At 68.5% G+C, this 19,999-nt stretch carries 23 protein-coding genes; 10 read left to right on the top strand and 13 right to left on the bottom strand.

Going from position 1 to position 19,999, the window contains the following annotated elements; genetic code table 11:
• Positions 1 to 157: 157 nt before the first annotated feature.
• The 3 genes from ACZ6DL_RS10600 to ACZ6DL_RS10590 all read right to left on the bottom strand — a co-directional run bounded on the left by ACZ6DL_RS10600 (position 158) and on the right by ACZ6DL_RS10590 (position 2,441).
• The gene (locus tag ACZ6DL_RS10600; RefSeq protein ID WP_466050274.1) at positions 158 to 379 is read right to left on the bottom strand and encodes a hypothetical protein; all 222 of its coding nucleotides are present in this window, start codon (positions 377 to 379) and stop codon (positions 158 to 160) included.
• A gap of 201 nt (positions 380 to 580) precedes the next feature.
• The gene (locus ACZ6DL_RS10595) at positions 581 to 1,057 is read right to left on the bottom strand and encodes a hypothetical protein (RefSeq protein WP_466050273.1); all 477 of its coding nucleotides are present in this window, start codon (positions 1,055 to 1,057) and stop codon (positions 581 to 583) included.
• 223 nt (positions 1,058 to 1,280) lie between these two features.
• Positions 1,281 to 2,441, bottom strand: a complete 1,161-nt coding sequence (locus tag ACZ6DL_RS10590; RefSeq protein ID WP_466050272.1) for a helix-turn-helix domain-containing protein — start codon at positions 2,439 to 2,441, stop codon at positions 1,281 to 1,283.
• A gap of 336 nt (positions 2,442 to 2,777) precedes the next feature.
• Here ACZ6DL_RS10590 and ACZ6DL_RS10585 point away from each other — a divergent pair, with 336 nt between their 5' ends.
• Positions 2,778 to 3,191 (top strand): VOC family protein, encoded by a 414-nt coding sequence (locus ACZ6DL_RS10585; RefSeq protein WP_466050271.1) that lies wholly within the window; start codon positions 2,778 to 2,780, stop codon positions 3,189 to 3,191.
• 243 nt (positions 3,192 to 3,434) lie between these two features.
• Here the strand turns inward: ACZ6DL_RS10585 and ACZ6DL_RS10580 are convergent, their stop codons facing one another.
• Positions 3,435 to 3,842, bottom strand: a complete 408-nt coding sequence (locus ACZ6DL_RS10580) for a VOC family protein (protein WP_466050270.1) — start codon at positions 3,840 to 3,842, stop codon at positions 3,435 to 3,437.
• Between the two features lie 56 nt (positions 3,843 to 3,898).
• Here ACZ6DL_RS10580 and ACZ6DL_RS10575 point away from each other — a divergent pair, with 56 nt between their 5' ends.
• The gene (locus tag ACZ6DL_RS10575; protein WP_466050269.1) at positions 3,899 to 4,360 is read left to right on the top strand and encodes a MarR family winged helix-turn-helix transcriptional regulator; all 462 of its coding nucleotides are present in this window, start codon (positions 3,899 to 3,901) and stop codon (positions 4,358 to 4,360) included.
• A 130-nt stretch (positions 4,361 to 4,490) separates the two neighbouring features.
• On the opposite strand, the gene ACZ6DL_RS10570 is transcribed toward ACZ6DL_RS10575, so the two are convergent.
• Positions 4,491 to 5,048, bottom strand: a complete 558-nt coding sequence (locus ACZ6DL_RS10570) for a TetR/AcrR family transcriptional regulator (protein ID WP_466050268.1) — start codon at positions 5,046 to 5,048, stop codon at positions 4,491 to 4,493.
• A 39-nt stretch (positions 5,049 to 5,087) separates the two neighbouring features.
• Here ACZ6DL_RS10570 and ACZ6DL_RS10565 point away from each other — a divergent pair, with 39 nt between their 5' ends.
• Positions 5,088 to 6,332: a KasA/KasB family beta-ketoacyl-ACP synthase gene (locus tag ACZ6DL_RS10565; RefSeq protein WP_466050267.1), complete on the top strand. Its 1,245-nt coding sequence runs from the start codon at positions 5,088 to 5,090 to the stop codon at positions 6,330 to 6,332.
• 151 nt (positions 6,333 to 6,483) lie between these two features.
• Complete coding sequence (locus ACZ6DL_RS10560; RefSeq protein WP_466050266.1) at positions 6,484 to 7,278, top strand: thioesterase family protein; 795 nt, start codon at positions 6,484 to 6,486, stop codon at positions 7,276 to 7,278.
• 37 nt (positions 7,279 to 7,315) lie between these two features.
• Here the strand turns inward: ACZ6DL_RS10560 and ACZ6DL_RS10555 are convergent, their stop codons facing one another.
• Complete coding sequence (locus tag ACZ6DL_RS10555) at positions 7,316 to 7,723, bottom strand: VOC family protein (RefSeq protein WP_466050265.1); 408 nt, start codon at positions 7,721 to 7,723, stop codon at positions 7,316 to 7,318.
• A gap of 64 nt (positions 7,724 to 7,787) precedes the next feature.
• Positions 7,788 to 8,432 carry a TetR/AcrR family transcriptional regulator gene (locus ACZ6DL_RS10550; RefSeq protein ID WP_466050264.1) on the bottom strand — a complete coding sequence of 215 codons (645 nt, stop codon included), beginning with the start codon at positions 8,430 to 8,432 and terminating at the stop codon, positions 7,788 to 7,790.
• An 83-nt stretch (positions 8,433 to 8,515) separates the two neighbouring features.
• Between ACZ6DL_RS10550 and ACZ6DL_RS10545 the strand changes: the two genes are divergently transcribed.
• Both ACZ6DL_RS10545 and ACZ6DL_RS10540 read left to right on the top strand, forming a co-directional pair.
• Positions 8,516 to 9,598: an epoxide hydrolase family protein gene (locus ACZ6DL_RS10545; RefSeq protein WP_466050263.1), complete on the top strand. Its 1,083-nt coding sequence runs from the start codon at positions 8,516 to 8,518 to the stop codon at positions 9,596 to 9,598.
• 107 nt (positions 9,599 to 9,705) lie between these two features.
• The gene (locus ACZ6DL_RS10540) at positions 9,706 to 10,329 is read left to right on the top strand and encodes an NAD(P)-dependent oxidoreductase (protein WP_466050262.1); all 624 of its coding nucleotides are present in this window, start codon (positions 9,706 to 9,708) and stop codon (positions 10,327 to 10,329) included.
• A gap of 64 nt (positions 10,330 to 10,393) precedes the next feature.
• On the opposite strand, the gene ACZ6DL_RS10535 is transcribed toward ACZ6DL_RS10540, so the two are convergent.
• Entirely contained in the window at positions 10,394 to 11,530 is a 1,137-nt protein-coding gene (locus ACZ6DL_RS10535) for a GTP-binding protein (protein ID WP_466050261.1), read from the bottom strand.
• Positions 11,531 to 11,622: 92 nt separating this feature from the next.
• Between ACZ6DL_RS10535 and thiD the strand changes: the two genes are divergently transcribed.
• A complete protein-coding gene (gene thiD, locus ACZ6DL_RS10530; RefSeq protein ID WP_466050260.1) occupies positions 11,623 to 12,468 on the top strand; it encodes a bifunctional hydroxymethylpyrimidine kinase/phosphomethylpyrimidine kinase in 846 nt (281 codons plus the stop codon).
• Between the two features lie 160 nt (positions 12,469 to 12,628).
• Here the strand turns inward: thiD and ACZ6DL_RS10525 are convergent, their stop codons facing one another.
• Both ACZ6DL_RS10525 and ACZ6DL_RS10520 read right to left on the bottom strand, forming a co-directional pair.
• Positions 12,629 to 13,351: a TetR/AcrR family transcriptional regulator gene (locus tag ACZ6DL_RS10525; RefSeq protein ID WP_466050502.1), complete on the bottom strand. Its 723-nt coding sequence runs from the start codon at positions 13,349 to 13,351 to the stop codon at positions 12,629 to 12,631.
• 70 nt (positions 13,352 to 13,421) lie between these two features.
• Positions 13,422 to 13,544 carry a hypothetical protein gene (locus ACZ6DL_RS10520; RefSeq protein ID WP_281032571.1) on the bottom strand — a complete coding sequence of 41 codons (123 nt, stop codon included), beginning with the start codon at positions 13,542 to 13,544 and terminating at the stop codon, positions 13,422 to 13,424.
• A 156-nt stretch (positions 13,545 to 13,700) separates the two neighbouring features.
• Here ACZ6DL_RS10520 and ACZ6DL_RS10515 point away from each other — a divergent pair, with 156 nt between their 5' ends.
• From ACZ6DL_RS10515 to ACZ6DL_RS10505, 3 genes are all read left to right on the top strand, one after another.
• Positions 13,701 to 14,978 carry a bifunctional glycosyltransferase family 2/GtrA family protein gene (locus ACZ6DL_RS10515; RefSeq protein WP_466050259.1) on the top strand — a complete coding sequence of 426 codons (1,278 nt, stop codon included), beginning with the start codon at positions 13,701 to 13,703 and terminating at the stop codon, positions 14,976 to 14,978.
• Complete coding sequence (locus tag ACZ6DL_RS10510; RefSeq protein ID WP_466050258.1) at positions 14,978 to 17,188, top strand: glycosyltransferase family 39 protein; 2,211 nt, start codon at positions 14,978 to 14,980, stop codon at positions 17,186 to 17,188. Before ACZ6DL_RS10515 ends, ACZ6DL_RS10510 begins: the two co-directional genes overlap by 1 nt.
• Before the next feature lie 342 nt (positions 17,189 to 17,530).
• A complete protein-coding gene (locus ACZ6DL_RS10505; RefSeq protein WP_466050257.1) occupies positions 17,531 to 17,896 on the top strand; it encodes a hypothetical protein in 366 nt (121 codons plus the stop codon).
• A gap of 55 nt (positions 17,897 to 17,951) precedes the next feature.
• Here the strand turns inward: ACZ6DL_RS10505 and ACZ6DL_RS10500 are convergent, their stop codons facing one another.
• The 3 genes from ACZ6DL_RS10500 to ACZ6DL_RS10490 form a co-directional block, all read right to left on the bottom strand.
• Positions 17,952 to 18,509: a TetR/AcrR family transcriptional regulator gene (locus ACZ6DL_RS10500; RefSeq protein WP_466050256.1), complete on the bottom strand. Its 558-nt coding sequence runs from the start codon at positions 18,507 to 18,509 to the stop codon at positions 17,952 to 17,954.
• A gap of 84 nt (positions 18,510 to 18,593) precedes the next feature.
• Positions 18,594 to 19,208: a TetR/AcrR family transcriptional regulator gene (locus ACZ6DL_RS10495; protein WP_357122630.1), complete on the bottom strand. Its 615-nt coding sequence runs from the start codon at positions 19,206 to 19,208 to the stop codon at positions 18,594 to 18,596.
• Positions 19,209 to 19,213: 5 nt separating this feature from the next.
• Positions 19,214 to 19,990, bottom strand: a complete 777-nt coding sequence (locus tag ACZ6DL_RS10490) for an enoyl-CoA hydratase family protein (RefSeq protein ID WP_466050255.1) — start codon at positions 19,988 to 19,990, stop codon at positions 19,214 to 19,216.
• Between the last annotated feature and the right edge of the window lie 9 nt (positions 19,991 to 19,999).

The following is a 19,999-nucleotide window of genomic DNA, read 5'->3' as shown; positions in this document are numbered from 1 at the left end:
TGCATCTACCGGATACCGCAAGGCCAGCGAAGTCCGGCCAGCTCAGCCGTGGCGCTTGTTGGGTGGAGAGCCACCTGGCCGTCGACCCAGACCCGCAAAGGCAACGCCGTCTACTTGCTGGTCGTGCCCTAGCGGGACGCCGGGTTCGTCGCCTGGCTCAGGGTTCGAGGTAGAGCCGTTCGCAGGGTAAGCGCGGGAGCCCGGCCGGGTCGCCGGGCAGCACAGTTACCGCGTCGGGGCGAGGATGGGCGTTCCATTCCTGCACGAACACCAGGGCGGCGGTCAGGCAGGCGGCGAAGTCCATGCGCTGGTCGTGCAGGTACACCGACAGGTGAACGTCGGGCTCCTCCGGGTGGGGAGAACCAGCCGGGCCGGTCACCGTGCCGCCCGCAACACACCCGCCGCCACAGTGGCACCGATGCCCCGTCGATGGCCGAGAACTCGTGTGCGAGCGCAGTGGGCAATCCCGCGCCGGCTCATCGGCTCGTCCTGACCGGTTCGGCCTCGGCCGGGAGCTGGCAGACCAGTTTGTAGAACGCGCACCGTCCGTGCGGGGTCGCCAGATCGAAACTCCACACGCTTATTCCCGCACCTCCCCGTCGATACGGTCACCGGGCGGTGGAGGCGCGGACGTGGGATACAGCGCGCGGCCGAGCATCACATGCCCCGGCATAACCACGCTGCACACCCGCGCGAACTCGGCCGGGACCGTCCCGCCCAGATGCGCCATCCCCGGAACGATCACCGCCCCGGCCCGCGCCACGTGCACCATTTCCAGCACAGCCGTCACAATGACCAACGAGATAGTCTGCGGGGCAACCACATACGTGTGCGACAACGTATAGCCGTGCCGACGTGCCAGCGCCTCAATGGTGGCCTGATCGCTAGCCGCCTCCGCACCCGCGACCGATAGGCACCGCAACCCGATCGCCGACAAACCAGGCGCAACCGTCGGCAACCCCCGCGGCGGCATGGACTCGCCTCTCAGATACGCCGCAATCCGTTCCAACTCGGCCACACCCGCCGAATACAACCCCTGGTCACTGCTCGCATCCATATCCCTGCGCCTCCCTGCGATCCGATTGGAAAGCACCCGACGCCGAGGGCATACACCAGCCAGCGGCCATAGCTGTGCTGGCGCGGCAGATGAGGAATCGGCCCGCTCACCCCGGCGTCGGGGCCTGAGTCAGCGTCACAGGCTGAGGAGCTGTCCAACAATGGCACTCTCGGCGGCATCCGGTTGAAAGTGCCATCGGTAAATGCGTAATGCATTGAAGGAGCTAGTATTCCAGCCTTATAAGGTCTGCGAGTTCTCGCATTTCGTGTGTCAGGGTGCGACGCTTGGTGACGATCCGGCCGAGCAGGTCTTTGGCGAATCGCTGTTCGATCAGCCAAGGCCGAGCCTCCCGCGACAGCTGAGTCAGAACGTCGAACGCGGTGTCATAGCCCCGAAGTTCGATGTGCGCTGCCGCGACATCGAGCAGATGCCTGTTGCGGTTGTCCGACGTCGGGCCGAGCCCCGGCGGCACGTCCCCTGCCAGTCGCAATGCCAGGTCGGGACGGTCGTCGACGATGGCATTTTCGACACGCTTCATAGCGACCGTGGCAGGCCCGAAAGTCGTCCAGTATTGGTGATAGCTACCCGAATCCCGCTTGACCGCCACCGCTGCCGCGTTCGCGAGGCGGATCATGTCGTCTGCTTCATCCGGGCGGTTGTCGCGGATCGCTGCGGCCGAGCCGCGCAGCAACAACCATCCCCAAGTCGAAAGTTCCCGCGTCGTGGCCACCGACAAGCGGGGCTCGATCCGGTCTGCCCATGACACAGCCAGGGTCCGGACCTGCTCGAACCGTCGCTCGACAAGCAGCAACCAACACAGAGTGATCACCGCCGAGGCGGCATCGAGCACACTCCCTGTCGCCTCGGCATCCCGAAGCGACTGCTCCAGTGCCGTTCTTGCGGGCTGGAGTTGCCGCGTCTGGACCATCACAGAGCCGACCAACTGAAGGATGCGCGAGCGGATGAGCGGCGGGGCCTCGCGGCCGTCGGCTATCAGCTGTGGAAGCACGCGGGCCAACTGCTCGTACTCGTTGTCGTGATAGAGCTTCACCGCTGCGGCAAGAGACTCGTACATACTGCGCTCGGGCGGCGGATCGTTCGATTGCGGCCCTGCGGTGGTGACGAGCGCTTGCCGAGCCGGGTGCCAAAGCTCCCCGTTTCCGCTCTCAGGGAGGCGAGGGTCGGGGCCGAGCAGCGCGGAGAGTGGGCAGCTCATCGCCACCGCGAGCCGCCGAAGCGTCTGCATCCGGGTGTCGTCGCGTTCGCCCTGCTCGATCTTGCGAATCAAGGATAGCGATACCCCCGAACTATCTGCGAGTTCACGTTGTGTCAGACCGCTACGCTTGCGAACCGATCGCAGGCGTTCCCCGAGATCTGCGCCCATGGCCCGAGGTTACGGGACCTGTTGGTTCTCGTCAGCCGCGTGCATCGGCCCGAACATCGAGACCTGCCGAGGGCATAACTCCCGAGGCGAGTGCGCACACATGGCCGGTCGGTCATGGCTTCCGCCGGACCGGTGGCCGGGCTTAGTGCACCCCCCGCACCGGACAGGCGTTCGGTTGGCCCCAGCCGCTGCCGTGTCTACCGGTCAGGGATACCGCGAGGAGCAGTCCGGCCCGGCGGCCGAACCGGTCAGGATTCGAGAAGCGCTGCCCAGCGGGCCACCAATAGCGTGACCGTCGTGTGCGTCCCCGGCCTATATGACCTAAGGAGAAACGGAATGAAAGCGAATATCAGCTCGATCCTGCTCGGCGTCCAGGATATGGATCGGTCCAAGCGTTTCTACGTGGACGGGCTCGGTTGGAAGGTCGATCGGGACTACGGCGTGTCGGTGTTCTTCTCGGCCGAGGACGGGCCGCTCATCGGCTTCTACGGTCGCGAGGGTCTGGCCGCAGAGATGGGTACGAGTCCGGAAGGGAGCGGTTTCAGCGGGCTGGCCCTGACATACGTGGTACGCAGTGAGGCGCGGGTCGACGAGATTCTCGACGAAGCCGAGAAGGCGGGTGCCACGGTCCTCGAGCCTGCCGCCGCAACGCAGTGGGGTGGGTACGGCGGCACCTTCGCGGACCCCGACGGCTACATCTGGAGCATCGGCTACAGCGCCCAGGGCGAGGATCAGCCATACGCCGAGTAGCTGCCGGAGACGAGCCTCCGATGCCCCAGGCGCACTGGGAAATCGAACGCAGTTGCCCGGTTTCACGGTCGACAGGCTGACAGCGGTCAGGTCAGTCGAGCGACGCGGCGCCGTTCTTCACGGCTCCGCGTCGCTGACCACGGATACGTCCACCCCCTGCATCGGGTGGGGTTGAACCGGGAAGAGGCGCGGATCGAAAGCGCCCCTCCACACATGACTTTTCCGATCAGAACCGCTCGGCGATCAGTAGGACTGGAGTTCGATCAGCGTGCCCTCCGGGTCACGCAGGTGGGCGGTGCGCAGCCCGGGGCCCCACTGCGGCCGATCGGCCGGACCCGTGACAACCGTCGCGCCGTGCTCGGCGCACAGTTTCGCACCCGCGTCGACATCGCGGACCCGGCAGACGAACATGACCGCGTCCTGCGACGGCGCGGCTCGCTCCGGCAGCGCCGACGTCGCGACGACCTCCGCCATCGCGGAGCGATCGAAGAGCACAAGCGCACCTTGGTCCCCGACGTCCCAGTTCGCATAGGGACCCGCAGCGGTTCCCTTGATCAGGGTCGCCCCGATCAGCTCGGGCAGCACGGCCGCGTAGAACTCGAAGCATTCGGCGAATCGGGTGACCAGAAGTCTCGGATGAAGTGCGTCCACGGCGTCTCCAACTAGTTGGTGCGAACCTATTGTAGGTCCGGACCTACAATAGTTCGATGGACTCCGGACGCGCACTGCCGCCGAGCCTGCTCGGCCTCGACATCTACCTCCTGTCCCGGGTGGGCAAGACCGCGCGCGGCCGATTCGCCGACCGGCTCGCCGCCCGCGGCCTGCGCCTGTGGCACATGGCGATCCTCGCGGCGCTGGCCGATTTCGGCCCGCACGCCCAACGGGATCTGGCCGAGCGTCTGGCCATCCACCCCAGCGACGTCGCCAAGATCGTCGACGAACTGGAAGCCGCCGGTCGGGTGGAACGCACGCGCGACGACCGCGACCGTCGCCGGATCACCGTGCGCATCACCCGCACCGGCCGCGCGGCATTGCGTTCCCTCGATCGGGAGGCCGGTCAGGTCGGCGACGAAATCCTCGCCCCATTGGACCCGGCCGAGCGCGATCAACTGCACGCGATGCTGAAACGCGTCTTCGCGCATGCGCATCCGGAGTCCGCTGTCGAGTGATTTCGGCGACGACCTGCTGCGTGAGGATCTCCGGCGGCATCAGGCGAAGGCGCCTACCTCACTCTGGTCGCTCGGTCGGATGAATGGTCACCGTCGCACCATGACCGCCCGGATGCGCCGATATGCGAGTTCAGAGCACCGTCTGCTCGATCAGGCGGCGGGCCGCGCGGTCGGTGCGCTCGACCTCGCCGGTGATCATCCGGTCCTGCAAAATCCCTCGCAAGCCCGACACAAGCAGGGTCGCAACGACTTCGGGGTCGTCAATGGACGGAAGGTTGCGCAGCCCGTCGGCCAGCGCCGACACGAACGCGGCGATCGCCGAGACGGCGTAGTCGGCGTACGGACTCCGCGGAGCGCATGCCGCGCCGACGACTTGCAGCATCACCCGCACGCTCGTGCGGCCCTCACCCGAGGTGTTGACGGTCCAGAAGTCCCAGAGGCGGTCGCGGAGTTCGGACGCATCCTGGATATCGGCGAATACGGCCGCGATGTCGGGGCGCTGCGTCGCCAGCGCTTGGACCAGCAGCTCTTCTTTGGTCGTGAAGTAGTAGATCAGCATGCGCGAGCTGGTGCCGAGTTCGGCGGCCAGTGGCCGCAGCGACAGGTCCGCGAGGCCGTGGTCGGCGATGTAGCGCACCACGGCGGCGAGCAGTTCAGCGCGTTTGGCGTGGTCTAGGGGGCGGGCCATGGGTTGACTGTAGCGATTGGTACAGGTATTCATGACATCGTGACTGTAACAATCGCTTCAGAAACTCGGGATTCGGTGGTGGTTACCGGGTACGCGGCGACCACGTCGCTGGCCGACGACATGGACACGACCTGGTCCGAATTGCTGGCGGGGCACAGCGGAATCGGTGCGCTCGAGGACGATTTCGTGGCCGAGTACGACCTGCCGGTCCGCATCGGCGGCAAGCTGAAGTCACAGCCCGGCACCGAGCTCACCCGGGTCGAACAGCGCAGGCATTCCTACGTCGAGCAGATGGCGCTGGTGCTCGGCCGCCGGGTCTGGCGTTCCGCCGGCGCGCCCGAGGTGGACGGTGACCGATTGGCGGTGGCCATCGGCACCGGGCTCGGGGGCGGCGACGCGCTGATCTCGGCGGTCGACGCGATGCGCGCGGGCGGCTATCGCAAGGTGTCGCCGATGTCGGTGCCGATGGTGATGCCGAACGGTCCCGCCGCCACCGTCGGGCTCGAGATCGGAGCGAGGGCAGGTGTTTTCGCTCCGGTGTCGGCCTGCTCCTCGGGTTCGGAGGCGATCGCGCACGCGTGGCGGCTGATCACCACCGGCGAGGCGGACGTGGTGGTGGCGGGCGGCGTCGAAGGGCATATCGACGCCGTGCCCATCGCGAGTTTCGCCATGATGCGCGCCATGAGCACCCGCAACGACGACCCGGAACGCGCGTCACGCCCGTTCGACCGGGACCGCGACGGATTCGTCTTCGGCGAGGCGGGCGCGCTGCTGGTGCTCGAGTCCGAGCGGCACGCTCGCGCGCGCGGGGCCGCCGTGCACGGGCGGGTGCTCGGCGCGGGCATCACCTCCGACGCCTATCACATCGTCGCGTCCGAGCCGGAGGGCATCGGCGCGGCTCGCGCGATGCGCAAGGCCATCGACACCGCAGGACTGCGAGCTTCGGACATCCAGCATGTGAACGCGCACGCCACGTCGACCTCCATCGGCGACGCGTCGGAGGCCAACGCGATCGCGTCCGTGGTGCCCGATGCCTCGGTCTACGCGCCGAAATCGGCGCTCGGGCATTCCATCGGGGCGGTCGGCGCGTTGGAGTCGCTGGTCACCATGCTCACCCTGCGGGATCAGGTCGTCCCGCCCACCTTGAACCTCGACAATCTCGACCCGGCGATCGACCTGGACATCGTCGCGGGCGCGCCGCGCACCCAGCGCATCGATTTCGCGCTGAACAATTCGTTCGGCTTCGGGGGGCACAACGTCGCGCTGGCGTTCGGCCGGGTCTGACCTCGAGTTCCGTTCCGGAGCGGGCTACCGTCGTTGTACAACCCGACCGATCGGCCCGAAGGACGGACAGCGACGTGAGCGAGCACCGGCGAAGGAACCGAGGACCGTGCGCGCGGGCGCGCACGACGGAATCGAGCGCAGGCGGGGCACTGTGAGCGACGCCTTCTACCTTCCCGACCCCGACCGGCCGGATCGCTTTCTGTCCACCGAGCTGACCCGCGGCCCCTGGTCGCCGGATGCCCAGCACGCGGGTCCGCCCTCGGCGCTGCTCGGGCACGTGATCGAGCGGTGCGAGCCGCGCCCGGGGTTCCAGGTCGGCCGGGTCGCGGTCGAGATCCTCGGCCCGGTGCCACTGGCACCGCTCACCGCGGCGGCGCGGGTCGTCCGCCCCGGCCGCAGCGTCGAACTCATCGAGGCGACGCTGTCCACCGAGCGCGGGCCGGTGATGCGCGCGAATGCCTGGCGGTTCAAGCTGTCCGAACCGGAATTGCTACTGCCGGAACGTTTCCTGCCCACCGGCACACGTCCCGGCCCCGAACACGCGGACGTGCCCGCGCCGTTCCCCTCCACCCAGGCGGTGGGCTTCCACACCGCCATCGAATACCGCTTCGTCAGCGGATCCTTCACCGAGCCCGGCCCGGCGGTGTGCTGGATCAGGATCAAATATCCGATCGTCGCGGGCACCGACCCGAGCCCGCTGGAACGCACCCTCGCGGCGGCGGATTCCGGAAACGGCGTCAGCGCGGTCATGGACTGGTCGAAGTACCTGTTCATCAACACCGACCTGACGGTCACCCTGCACCGCCAGCCCGCAGGCGAATGGGTCTGCCTCGACGCCGTCACCTACCCCCAACCCCATGGCATAGGTATGGCCGAATCGGCGCTCTACGACGAAAAGGGTCCCTTGGGCCGCAGCACGCAAACCCTCTTCCTCGGCAACCGATAGCCGAGGCAGACCCACTCGGCGTTCGTCGCGACAACCCTCACGGACGGGTCGAGATCTGCTGGACGCCCCAGCCGTTCCCGTCCGGGTCGGTGAAGAAGAAGAATCCGACGTTGTCGAGTGGGTCGGGCATGGGGGTGGGATTCTCGCCGAAGACTTGGATTTCGGTGACCTCGACGCCTCGGGCGGTGAGTTCCTCGTGGGCTTTGCGCAGGTCGTTGACCACGAGTTGCAGGCCTTGCTGGGAGCCGGGTGTCATGTCGGGCACCGCGCCCTTGCCGATGACGATCGAACAGCCCGAGCCGGGTGGGGTCAGTTGCACGATACGGACGTTGTCATTGATTTTCGTATCGTGGTCGACGGTGAAGCCGAGTTGTTCGGCGTAGAACTGTTTGGCTCGGTCGATATCCGACACGGGCACGATGACGACCTCGAGTGTCCAGTTCACGGCGCATCCTTTCGGGGCGGACAGCGGTATTCCTACCAGTGCGGACCGGTCGGCGCGGGAGAAATCATCGCCGAGCCCAGCGCCAGTTGAATTCGCCCGGCGCGGGTGGGGGGCCAGGGAGGTCGCCGTCCGCGCACAGCCCGGCCACGAGCATCGCGAGCACGCGGCGGCGCAGTTGGACGGTGCGCTCCGGGCTCGGCACCGCGACGGCCGCGCAGGACTCCAGGATCAGCCCGAGATCCTGCGGCGTGACGTCCTGGCGCAGCTTGCCGGTGGCGTGCGCGCGGCGCACGATCTCCTCGGTCGCTTCGCCGGAGCGCGTTACGTCGGGCAGCATGGATTCGTCAGGGGTGAAGGTGCCCGCGAGATGCACGGTGAGCGAGTGCACGTCGGCGTCCACCACTCGCTCGAGAAAGCCGACCAGGCCGTGCCAGCCGTCCGGATCTTCCAGCGCCGCATCGGCTTCCGCGTTGTACCGGCGCAGACCGTCGTGGCAGAGCGTGCGCAGCAGCACCTCCTTGCTCGGATAGCGGCGATACAGCGCACTGATCCCGACGCCCGCGCGTTCGGCGACGGCGGAGATCGGGGCCGTGGCGTCGGCGAGGAACACGGCTCGGGCGGCCTCCAGAATCAAGCCGTCGTTGCGGGCGGCCTGCGCCTTACGGCCAGGTAGACCCTTCTGAGCTGGGGCGTCGGATGTTTTCGGCATGACACCAGGATAGCACTTGAACGGAACGATCCGTTCTGTTACGGTTCAATCAGAACAGAACATTCCGTTTCAAAGGAGCAGAAATGTCCGCGATCACCCCCTTCCGCATCGACGTCGACCAGGCCGACCTGGACGACCTGCGCGACCGCCTCGCCCGCACCCGCTGGGCCGAGCAGATCCCGGGCTCGGGCGATACCTACGGGGTGAGCGTCGAGCGCGTGCGCCACCTCGTCGGCTACTGGCGCGACGGGTTCGACTGGCGCGGGGTGGAGAACTCGTTGAACGCCTACCCGCAGTTCACCACCGAGATCGACGGCCAGAACATCCATTTCCTGCACGTGAAGTCCACCCGGGAGGACGCGTTTCCGCTGATCCTCACGCACGGCTGGCCCGGTACCTTCGTCGAGTTCATCGGCGTCATCGAGCCGCTCACCGCCGCCGGGTTCGATCTGGTGATCCCCTCCGTGCCGGGGTACGGCTTCTCCGGCCCCACCACCGAAGCGGGCTGGAACGACAGCCGGATCGCACGCGCCTGGGCGGAGTTGATGCGGCGGCTCGGCTACACCCGCTACGGCGCGGTGGGCAACGACGGCGGTTCGCAGATCTCGCCGGAACTCGGGCGGGTGGAGCCGGAACAGGTGGTCGGCGTGCACGTGACGCAGGTGTACTCGTTCCCGTCCGGCGATCCGGCGGAGCTGGCCGATCTCACCGATGACGAGCAGCGGTCGCTGGCCACCCTGGACTGGTTCGTGAAGAACAAGATGGGCTTCAACGTGCTGCAATCGCAGCAACCGCAGACGCTGGCGCACGCGATCACGGACTCGCCCGCCGGGCTGGTCGGCTGGAACGGCCAATTGCTCGGTCCGGACCTCGACGACGACTTCGTGCTGACCAATATCGCGATCCACTGGCTCACCGGCACCGCGGGTTCGGCGATCCGGCACTACTTCGAGAAGGACAAGGCCGAGCATCCCACGGCGCCGACCACGGTTCCGCTCGCGCTGTGCGGCTCCACCGGGGACTTCCACGGCATCCGCCGCTTCGCCGAGCGCGACCACAACATCGTGTCGTGGCGCACGCACGACGTGTTCACCCACTACCTGCACCACGTGGCGCCCGCGTTGATGGCGGAGGAGATCACGGAGTTCTTCGCCGAGCTGCGCTGAGACTTTCTCTTATGGCATCGAGACTTGTGGCCATGGTTCGTCTCGCTTCCCGCTGATGTACTGGATTCATCAACGGCACAGCAGCTTTCGAAACAGGAGAGAAAACCATGAAAATCGCAGTCTTCGGAGCCACCGGGACCGTCGGCCGTCTCGTCGTCGAGCAGGCACTGCGGGAGGGCCACGAGGTGACGGCCTTCACCCGCAGCGCCGCGAGCGTCACGCAGCGGCACGACCGGCTGCGCGTGGTGGAAGGCGATGTGCTGGACACGAATTCGGTGCGGCGAGCGGTGCAGGGGCAGGACGCGGTGCTGATCTCGCTCGGCAACGGGCGCAACGGCGTGGTCCGGGCGGGCGGCACCGCGGCGGTCATCGACGCGATGAATCGCACGGGCGTCAAGCGCCTGATCTGCCAGACGACCCTCGGCGTCGGCGACAGCCGGGGCAACCTGAACTTCCTGTGGAAGTACGTGATGTTCGGGTTGCTGCTGCGCCCTGCCTATGCCGATCACGTCCGGCAGGAGGAATACGTCCTGGCCAGCGACCTGGACTGGACGATAGTGCGACCGAGCGCGTTCACCGACGGACCGGCCACCGGCAGCTACCGGCGCGGATTCCCGGCGGACGAGCGCGGTCTGAGCCTGAAGATCGCCCGTGCCGACATCGCCGACTTCATGATCGAGCAACTGACCGACACGACTTACCTCCGCCAGGCGCCCGGAATCTCGAACTGAGCGCGCCCATGCGGTGGCACGGCAGCGGCCCATGCCCCGAAGCCGGGAGCATGGGCCGCGATCTTCAGGCGTGCTCGTGCAGTTCCCCCCACGCCGGGAAGGGATCGGGATACTCGGCCCACGCGCCCGGCCCCTCGGCGAACTCCGCGTCGGTGAGCAGGGCGCCATCCAGTAGCGAGCGCACCTTGTCGCAATCCAGCTTTATCCCGATGAAGACGATCTCCTGCCCCGGCGGCACTTCCAGCGACGACCACCAGGCGGCGGGTTCGAAGACCAGGTTCGGCCCCGCTTGCGACCACACCGCGGCCAGCGTCGACCGGCTCGCGATCCAGCAGAATCCTTTGCTGCGCAGGAGCCCTCGCAACTGCTCCAGCGCGGCCGAGAGGCGCAGCGGATGGAACGGCCGATCGGCGGTGTAGGTGAGGCTGCGAATGCCGTACTCCTCGGTCTCCGGCGTGTGCCCACCGGCGAGCTCCTCCGCCCAGCCCTCGGCCTCCGCGGCGACCACCGGGTCATAGCGGCCGGTGTCCAGAACCTCGGCCAGATCGACCACGCCGTTGCTGGTGCGCAGCACGTGGGCGCGCGGGTTCATGCGGCGCACCGTCGCCTCCACCGCCCCCGCCGCGGCCGCGCCGACCAGGTCGGTCTTGTTGACCAGCAGGACGTCGGCGAACTCGACCTGATCCACCAGCAGGTCGGCGATGGTGCGCGCGTCGCCGTCGCCCGCTTGCAGGTTCCGCTCCGCCAGCGCCTGCCCGCGCGCCACCTCCGCGAGGAAGGTCGAAGCGTCGACCACGGTCACCATGGTGTCCAGCCGAGCGACGTCATCGAGCCGGAAGCCGTCCTCGAATTCCCAGTCGAACGTCGCGGCCACCGGCATCGGCTCGGAGATGCCGGTCGATTCGATCACCAATTGATCGAAGCGGCCTTCGCGAGCGAGCCGGGCCACGGCTTCGATCAGGTCCTCGCGCAGGGTGCAGCAGATGCAGCCGTTGGTCAGCTCGACCAGCTTCTCCTCGGTGCGGTCCAGGTGGCCCTGGCCGGCGACCAGCGCGACGTCGATGTTGACCTCGCTCATGTCGTTGACGATGACCGCCACCCGGCGGCCCTCCCGGTTGGCCAGGATGTGGTTGAGCAGCGTCGTCTTGCCCGCACCGAGGAAGCCGGACAGCACGGTGACGGGAAGCAGGTCGGAGTCCATGACATTAATGATAACGATTTTCATTTTTGCTATCCGCGCGCGGGTTCTGGTTGCCGGTGGCCACCGGACCGGGTCGCCGTAGGGTTTGTGTCGTGAAACTGCTGCCATTGCCCGCCGAGGGGCAGACCCCCGTCCGGGCGCTCACCATCGCCGGTACCGATTCCGGCGGAGGCGCCGGAATCCAAGCCGATACCCGCACCATGGCGCTGTGCGGTGTGCACGCACTGGTGGCCGTCGCGGCGGTGACCGTGCAGAACACTGTGGGCGTCAGCGGCTTTCACGAGATTCCGCCGCAGGTCGTCGCCGACCAGGTGCGCTCGGTGACCACGGACATCGGCGTCGGCGCCGCGAAGACCGGCATGCTCGCCTCCACCGCGATCATCGAGGCGGTGGCGGCGGTGTGCCAGGAGGTCGGCATCGGTCGCGACGGCGACATTCCGCTGGTCGTCGATCCGGTCGCGGCCTCGATGCACGGCGATCCGCTGTTGCACGCAGAGGCGCTCGACGCGCTGCGCGGCACCCTGATCCCGCTCGCCACCGTGGTGACACCGAACCTGGACGAGGTCCGCCTGCTCACGGGTATCGACGTCGAAGACGAGGATTCGGCGCGGCGCGCCGCCGAGGCGCTGCACAAGCTGGGGCCGCAGTGGGCGGTCGTGAAGGGCGGGCACCTGCGTTCCTCCGAGTACAGCACCGACCTGCTGTTCGACGGCGAGCGGTTCCTCGAGTTCACCGCCCCGCGCATCGCGACCGGCAACGACCACGGCGGCGGCGACACGCTGGCCGCCGCGACCGCCTGCGCGCTGGCCCACGGCTATTCGGTGCCCGAAGCGATCGAGTTCGCCAAGGAGTGGACCTACCGCTGCCTGGCCGCGTCCTACGATCTGGGCGCGGGCCACGGGCCGGTGTCCCCGCTGTGGCGATTGCATGGAAACTGAGCGGGGCAACCGCTCGGCGCACGCCATTTCCTGTCGGTGGGCGCTGCGATACTGAAGACGTCGCCGACACGGATGGCTTCAACGGCGAGGCGATCGGAACAACGACGTTCGGCGTGGATGCGGCGAAGACCTCGGCGCCCGGCCCGGGGGGCGCTGGCGGTCACAGAGCGGAAAAGGCGCGGTGCAGTGGAAGATCGGCTGCGATCGCGATGCCGTGCAGCCGAGCGCTGGCCGCCACGAGCGCGAAGATGATCTCGCTCAGATAGGCGGCGAACTGCTCGACCGGCATGGCGGGCGGCTCCACCCGGTTCACCCCCAGCCACCAATCGGTGGCCGAGGCCACCGCACCGAAGATCGAATAGATCACCAGTTCCGCGCTCGCGACCCGCACCGACTCCTCGTCCACGGCACCGGCGAACAGTTCGGCGGCGCGGTGGGCGGACTGCCGGGCCGATTGCAGCGCGCGGTCGGCGTCGTCGGAGCGTTGCGTGAAGTGGCTGTGCAGCATGAACCGGAAGACGTTCGGCTGCCGCGACACCACCTGCGCGTATTCGGACGCGGCGCGGCGCACCAGGTCAGCGGCCGAGTCGCCGGTCAGGTCGAAACTGGTCATGATCTGTTCCCAGAGCATGTCGCGCACCCGGTCGACGATCGCGTTGTAGAGGTCGGTCTTGTCTTCGAAATGGCGATACAGCTTCGGTTTGGCGGCGCCCGCCTCCTTGGCGATATCGCCCATGCTGACCGCGGGGCCGAACTTGTCGAGCGCGCGGAAAGCCGCGTCGACGAATTCTTCGCGCACCTTCCTGCGATGCTCGCGCCAACGCTCGGTGCGCGCGTCCACACGTTTGCGCGGCGGGTCGTCTTCCGTCCGGCCGCTGAGCATCACGAATCCGGATGCTACCTGTCCACCCGGGTATGGAGACCCGGCCGTCGGCCGGGTCCCGTCCCACCGGTCAGTGTTTGCTGGAACCAGCGCCGCTGTCACCCGCGGTCTTGGCCTTCTTCTCCGCTCGCTTTTCCTTCAGGGACTTCCCGGATTTCTTGGACATCGAACTGCGCGGAGATTTGTCGGACAAACGTGGTCCTTTGCTCGGAGAACCTGAATGGTCCCGCTGTCATCGACCGTACGCTACGGGGCCCGCCCATGGCGTGATCCGGCTCGGGCGGCACCCCCAGGAACCTCACAGCTGAGGCCCAGCGCCGTGGCAGCGTAGCCGTCGAATGTTGTTCGCATGACCGAGACCTTGACCGTCGCGGCGGCGGAACGGACCGAGACCACGGGTGCGCCCGTGCTGGACGTGGTGATACCCGTCTACAACGAAGAAGCCGACCTCGGCGTGTGCGTCCGCAGACTGCACGCCTACCTGCGCGACGGGTTCCCCTTCCCGGCGCGCATCACGGTCGCCGACAACGCGAGCACCGACGACACGCTACAGGTCGCCCAGCTGCTCGCCGAAGAACTGGACGACGTACGGGTGGTGCACCTGTCCGCCAAGGGACGCGGGCGGGCGCTGCGAGCGGTGTGGGAACGCTCCGACGCGCAGGTGGTCGCCTATATGGACGTCGACCTGTCCACCGACTTGAACGCGCTGCTGCCCCTGGTCGCACCGCTGATCACCGGGCATTCCGACCTGGCCATCGGCACCCGGCTCGATGCCGCGTCCAGGGTGGTGCGCGGGCCCAAGCGCGAGATCATCTCGCGCTGCTACAACCTCCTGCTGAAAGCCTCGCTGCGCGCGCACTTCTCCGACGCCCAGTGCGGCTTCAAGGCCATGCGCACCGACGTGGCGCGCCGCCTGCTGCCGCTGGTGCACGACGGCGAGTGGTTCTTCGACACCGAATTGCTGGTGCTCGCCGAGCGGGCGGGGCTGCGCATCCACGAGGTTCCGGTGGACTGGATCGATGATCCGGACAGCCGCGTCGACATCATCGACACCGCGCGCAAGGACCTGCTCGGCATCTGGCGGCTCGGGCGGGCGCTGGCCACCGGCACGCTGCCGCTCGAGGAACTGCGCCGGTCGGTGGGCCGGGAACCGCTGGTGCCGGGAGTGCCGCTGGGCATGGTCGGGCAACTCGTGCGGTTCGCGATCGTCGGCGTGCTGAGCACGCTGGCCTATCTGCTGCTCTACGTGCTGTTGCAGCCGCTCGCCGGCGCGCAGGTGGCGAACTTCGCCGCGCTGCTGATCACGGCGGTGGGCAATACCGCCGCCAACCGGGCCTTCACCTTCGGCGTGCGCGGGTCGAACGGAGCCGTGTCGCATCAGTTCCAAGGGCTGGTGATCTTCGGCATCGGCTTGGCGCTCACCAGCGGATCGTTGTTCGCGCTGCATCGGTGGGCGCCGGACGCCTCGGTGCACCTGGAGCTGTTCGTCCTGGTGGTGGCCAATCTGGTAGCGACGCTGTTGCGGTTCGTCGGGCTGCGCTGGGTGTTCCGCGACAGCGGAGGCGACGGCGCGCGGAGCGCGCCGGCTCTCGCCGCCGCCGGAAGCACCGCCGAGGGAGACCGTTGATGACGGCGACGCTCACCGCGCGACCCGCCGCGACCGAACCGCGGCCGAGGCCGCGCCGGAACTGGGAGTATCCGGCGCTGGCGGCGCTACTGATCGGCACGGCGGTGGCGTATCTGTGCAACCTGAGCGCCAACGGTTGGGCGAATTCGTTCTACTCGGCCGCGGTACAGGCGGGGTCGGTCTCGTGGAAGGCGTTCTTCTTCGGGTCCTCCGACGCGGCGAACTCGATCACCGTGGACAAACCGCCCGCCTCACTGTGGCTGATGGAGCTGTCGGTGCGGGCCTTCGGGCTGAGCAGCTGGAGCATCCTGGTGCCGGAGGTGCTGCTCGGGGTGGCCAGTGTGGCACTGCTGTGGGCGACGGTGCGCAGGCCGTTCGGGCCCGCGGCCGGATTGCTCGCCGGGTTGGCGCTGGCGGTGACGCCCGTCGCGGCGCTGATGTTCCGGTTCAACAATCCCGAGGCGCTGCTGGTGTTCCTGATGGTCGCGGCCGCCTGGGCGATGACGCGGGCGGTGGAGGACGGCCGCTGGCGCTGGCTGGTCTCGACCGGCGTGCTGATCGGCTTCGGTTTTCTCACCAAGCAATTGCAGGTGCTGCTGGTGGTTCCGGCGCTCGCGCTGACCTACTCGATCGCGGGCCCGCCGAAACTCGGCAAGCGCATCCTGCAACTCTTCGCCGCCGCGGCCGCGATGGTGGTGACCGCGGGCTGGTGGTTGCTGGCGGTCGAACTGTGGCCCGCCTCGTCACGTCCGTGGATCGGCGGCTCGCACGACAACTCGATCCTGGAACTCACCCTCGGCTACAACGGGCTCGGCAGGCTCAATGGCAACGAGCGCGGCAGCGTCGGACCGGGCGGCGACCTTCCGCCGGGCGGCAACGGCATGTGGGGAAGCACCGGCATCACGCGGATGTTCGAACCGGCGCAAGGCGGTCAGATCGCGTGGCTGATCCCCGCCGCGCTGGTCGCGCTCGTCGTGGGAATCCTGCTGCGCGGCAGAGCCGCTCGCACCGATCCACAGCGCGCCTCGCTCGTCCTCTGGGGCGGATGGCTGCTGGGGACCGGGCTGGTCTTCAGCTTCATGGCCGGCATCTTCCACCAGTACTACACCGTGGCCCTGGCTCCGGCCATCGCCGCGCTCGTCGGCGCGGGTGCGGTGCTGTCGTGGCGGGGACGGCACCGGCTGTGGGTGCGGCTTACGTCGGCGCTCGCGGTGGGTCTCACCACGGCAACCGCCTGGATGCTGTTGTCCCGCAGTGCGGAATGGCAGTCGTGGCTGCGCTGGACGGTGCTGGTCGTCGGCGTGATCGCGACGCTCGCCGTGCTCGTGCCCGCGCCGCGCAAGCTCGCCGTGGCGTCGGCGCTGGCCGTGGCGTTCACCTTCCTCGCCGGACCGGTCGCCTACGCCGTCGACACGATCGCGACGCCGCACGCGGGTTCGATTCCTTCGGCCGGGCCGAACGTCGCGATGCGTGGTCGGCCACCGTGGGGTGAGGGAATGCCGGGGATGAATCGCCGCATGCCGGATGGAACCGGGACCACCGGCCGCGATGGAGCCGGACAGGTTCCGGGCGGTACGCCGCCGGATGGGCGTTCGCCGGGAGGCGCGACATCGGACGGCCGCATTCCGCAACCGGGCAATGCACCCGGCGGCCGGATGCCTGGCGACGGGCAGCTCCCCGACGGCGCGGGTACGCCGCCCGGTACCGCACCGCAGGGCAACCCACCTGGCGACGGCACGATGTTCCCGCCGGGAACGCTGCCCGGCGGGCAGGCCCCGCAGGGCACCGCCGCGACGCAGGGCGCGCCCGGAGACGGCGGTCCCGGCCCCAACGGCGGCGGAATCGGCGGTCTGCTCGGGGCGAGCGAACCCAGCGCCCAGGTCGTGTCCCTGCTCGAGCAGAACGGCGGCGACTACACCTGGGTGGCCGCGGCCATCGGCTCGAACAGCGCCGCGGGCTTGCAGCTGGCCACCGAACTGCCCGTGATGCCCATCGGCGGCTTCAACGGCAGCGACCCCTCGCCGACGCTGGAGCAGTTCAAGCAATATGTCGCCGAAGGGAAGATCCATTACTTCGTCGGCGGCGGACGCGGCGGGCCGGGTTCGTCCGACTCCTCCCCCAGCGCCCAGATCACGCAGTGGGTCCAGGAGAACTTCACCGCCACCCAGGTGGACGGGGTCACTGTGTACGACCTGACCGCCACCCACTGAAACCGCGCGATGCGGTCCTGTCGCCCTGCATTCCCCGGGGCCGCATCGCCTCCCGGTGTTCAGCGCGACCCCTGCGCCCGCTGAACACCGCATCCGCACCGGCGCCATACCTCGGCGCCGGTGCGGATCGCGTTGTGCGCAGTCACCTTCCCTGGTCACGATCCCGCGATGCGCGCGGGCGCACAGCGGTGGAACGTCGAACATGCGACCGGCGCCGATGATTCGAGCGCCCGCTCTTGGCATCCCGCAAAACTCCAGCGATGATGATCGGACGCGTGACGGCTCCGGGCCGGTAGCCGGACCATCAGCTGACGTGTCCACCGCGAACTTTCAGGGAAACAGTTGAACGCTTTTATGAAGCTGACCGTGACGGTGGTCAGCGCACTGGTCGCAACCGCGCTCACCGTCGGATTCGCCGCCACCGCATCGGCGGCTCCCGCCGACCGAGCCGAATCGGTCGTCGCGGCGACCGGCGAACCCCCGCAGGTGACCTACATCAAGGCATGCCTGCCGCCCGGCGACACCATCGAACTGCGCACGGGAATCGGCGCGGCGATCGGCGCCGCCATCGGCGCGCTCGTCGGCCTGCCCGTCTTCTTCGTCGGCGCGATTCCCGGCGCGATCATCGTCGGCCTGATCGGCGCCGCGATCGGAGCCTCCTCCTACGCCATCGATTCGGGAAGGCTCGAGCAGCAAGGTCTGTGCTGAGCAGCGCGGCGTGCGGCGCGTCGCGATGCGCAGGCCGCTCGGCGAGCGCCGCAGGTCAATCGCTCCCGGCGGCCAGCGCGCGCATCAGCCGGTCCAGCGCGGGGCGTGGATCGAAGTCCGCTACCGGGTTCACCAGCTGATGCAGGATGATCCCGTCGATTTGGTCGACCAGGATCCGCGCATCCGCCCGATCCGCGCCGATTCCCGCCAGCAGCGTCGCGGTCCATTCGGTCAGCCGCAGATGTCCTCGGCGGATGGTCTCGCGTAGCGCGGGAACGCACTGCGCTTCCAGGAACAGGGCATAGCGGGCCAGGGTGCGCATTCGGTCGGCGCGCACGGCGTGCACGACGAACGCGGCCATGCCCTCGACGAGTTCGTCGATCGTGCCGGGCGCGGGCTGCCGCGTGAGCACCTCCCAATCCGCGTAGTCGCGCGCCTCGAGGCGCTCGGTGATACCGATCAGCAGCGCTTCCCGGGTGCGGAAGTAATTGGACGCCGATCCGGCGGGCATGCCCGCGGCCTCGTCGACCGCGCGGTGGGTGAGCGCGCGGGTACCGCGGGATCCCAGCAGGTCGATCGCCGCGTCCAAGACGAGGTCGCGTTTGGTGGACACCCTTCGAATACTACGTAGGTAGTGATACAGGGTACCGAGACCGGCACTCGAGCCCCCGCGCCCGGCCCGGTCGCGGGCTCGGGTTCAGCGGGAGGCGTGCAAGGCGGCGTGAAGCGTGGCCGCCCACTGTTCGACTATCCGCTTACGGCGGGCCGAATCGTCGGTGAGAACGTCGGCGAGGCCGAGACCGCGCGCCATGTCCAGGGTCGCCTGCACCAAATGGTGGGTGACCGGGTCCGAGTCGTCCACACCCAGGGCTTCGACCGCGCGGCGGTGCGAGGCCCGCCCGAAGCGGGCCTCCAGCGGGACGATCCGCTCCCGCAACACCGGGTCGGCGGCGGCGTGCGTCCAGACTTGCAGCGCCGCCTTGAACAACGGGCTGGTGTAGGACTCGACCAGCCCCGCCACCACCGCCTCGGTGCGGGCCAGGCCGTCACCCAGCTCCGTCAGCGTCGCGGCTTCCTGCACCGCCTGCCCGCTGCGCGTGTCGAACATGTACTCCAGCGCGGCGGTGATCAGATCCTCCCTGGTGGGAAAGTGATGCTGCGCCGCGCCACGCGACACCCCGGCCCGTTCGGCGACCACGGCGACCGTCGCGGCCGCCCAGCCCATCTCGGCCAGGCAGTCGATGGTCGCCTCGAGCAGGCGCTGCCGGGTGGCGCGGCTGCGGTCCTGCTTGGGTTCGTGGGGTGTCGCCATGGTCGTCATTCTGCCCAGCTCGGCGGGCGGCGCTGCAAAAAGGCCAGCATGCCCTCGTGCACCTCGGGGGTGCCGAAGAAGCTCGCCGAACGCCGCGCGAGTTCTTCGGCGGAGGCGTCGAACTCGGCGAGGATGCCCGCGTTGACCAGTCGCTTTGCCTCCGCCAGCCCCTGCGGGGAGCCCTTGCGCACCTCCGCGCACAGCCGCGCCACCTCGGCCGCCGGGTCGTCGGCGGTGACGGTGACCAGGCCGATCTCCTCGGCCACTGCGGCGTCGAACTTCTCGCCGGTCAGGTAGTACCGGCCGGCCGCGCGCGGGCTGAGCCTGGGCAGCAGGGTCAGCGAGATCATGAACGGCGCCAGCCCGATGCGCACCTCGGTGAGCGCGAAACTGCTGGCCGGTCCGGCCACGACGAGGTCGCAGCCCGCCACGATGCCCATGCCGCCTGCCCGCACGTTGCCGTCGATCCGCGCGATCACCGGCTTCGGAATCTCCACCAGCCTGCGCAGCACGCCGATCATGACCCGGGTGCGCTCGTCGGCGGCCACGGCCGGATCGGCGTCACTGGCCTCGCTGAGATCAGCGCCCGCGCAGAAGGTGTTGCCGGTGTGCGCGAGCACGACGACGCGCACCGCGTCGTCGGCGGCCGCGTCGTCGAGCCCGCGCAGCAACTCGGCGACCAGCTTGGACGACAGCGCGTTGCGGTTGTGCGGCGAATCGAAGGTGAGCGTCGCGACGCCGTCGCTCACCTCGTAGCGGATGAACGGAGCCGTCTCGGTCATGCGGCGTCC

The sequence above is a fragment of the Nocardia sp. NPDC041819 genome (assembly GCF_055590505.1).
Note: the sequence above shows the minus strand (reverse complement) of the source record. Positions and strands in the feature narration are given on the sequence as shown.

Coding starts and splice junctions, on each gene's coding strand:
- ACZ6DL_RS10535 (WP_466050261.1), bottom strand. CDS start 11,530: ATGGACTCCGACCTGCTTCCCGTCACCGTGCTGTCCGGCTTCCTCGGT.
- ACZ6DL_RS10585 (WP_466050271.1), top strand. CDS start 2,778: ATGAAAGCGAATATCAGCTCGATCCTGCTCGGCGTCCAGGATATGGAT.
- ACZ6DL_RS10525 (WP_466050502.1), bottom strand. CDS start 13,351: ATGCTCAGCGGCCGGACGGAAGACGACCCGCCGCGCAAACGTGTGGAC.
- ACZ6DL_RS10570 (WP_466050268.1), bottom strand. CDS start 5,048: ATGGCCCGCCCCCTAGACCACGCCAAACGCGCTGAACTGCTCGCCGCC.
- ACZ6DL_RS10550 (WP_466050264.1), bottom strand. CDS start 8,432: ATGCCGAAAACATCCGACGCCCCAGCTCAGAAGGGTCTACCTGGCCGT.
- ACZ6DL_RS10590 (WP_466050272.1), bottom strand. CDS start 2,441: ATGGGCGCAGATCTCGGGGAACGCCTGCGATCGGTTCGCAAGCGTAGC.
- ACZ6DL_RS10575 (WP_466050269.1), top strand. CDS start 3,899: ATGGACTCCGGACGCGCACTGCCGCCGAGCCTGCTCGGCCTCGACATC.
- ACZ6DL_RS10545 (WP_466050263.1), top strand. CDS start 8,516: ATGTCCGCGATCACCCCCTTCCGCATCGACGTCGACCAGGCCGACCTG.
- ACZ6DL_RS10515 (WP_466050259.1), top strand. CDS start 13,701: ATGACCGAGACCTTGACCGTCGCGGCGGCGGAACGGACCGAGACCACG.
- ACZ6DL_RS10490 (WP_466050255.1), bottom strand. CDS start 19,990: ATGACCGAGACGGCTCCGTTCATCCGCTACGAGGTGAGCGACGGCGTC.
- ACZ6DL_RS10595 (WP_466050273.1), bottom strand. CDS start 1,057: ATGGATGCGAGCAGTGACCAGGGGTTGTATTCGGCGGGTGTGGCCGAG.
- ACZ6DL_RS10495 (WP_357122630.1), bottom strand. CDS start 19,208: ATGGCGACACCCCACGAACCCAAGCAGGACCGCAGCCGCGCCACCCGG.
- ACZ6DL_RS10510 (WP_466050258.1), top strand. CDS start 14,978: ATGACGGCGACGCTCACCGCGCGACCCGCCGCGACCGAACCGCGGCCG.
- ACZ6DL_RS10540 (WP_466050262.1), top strand. CDS start 9,706: ATGAAAATCGCAGTCTTCGGAGCCACCGGGACCGTCGGCCGTCTCGTC.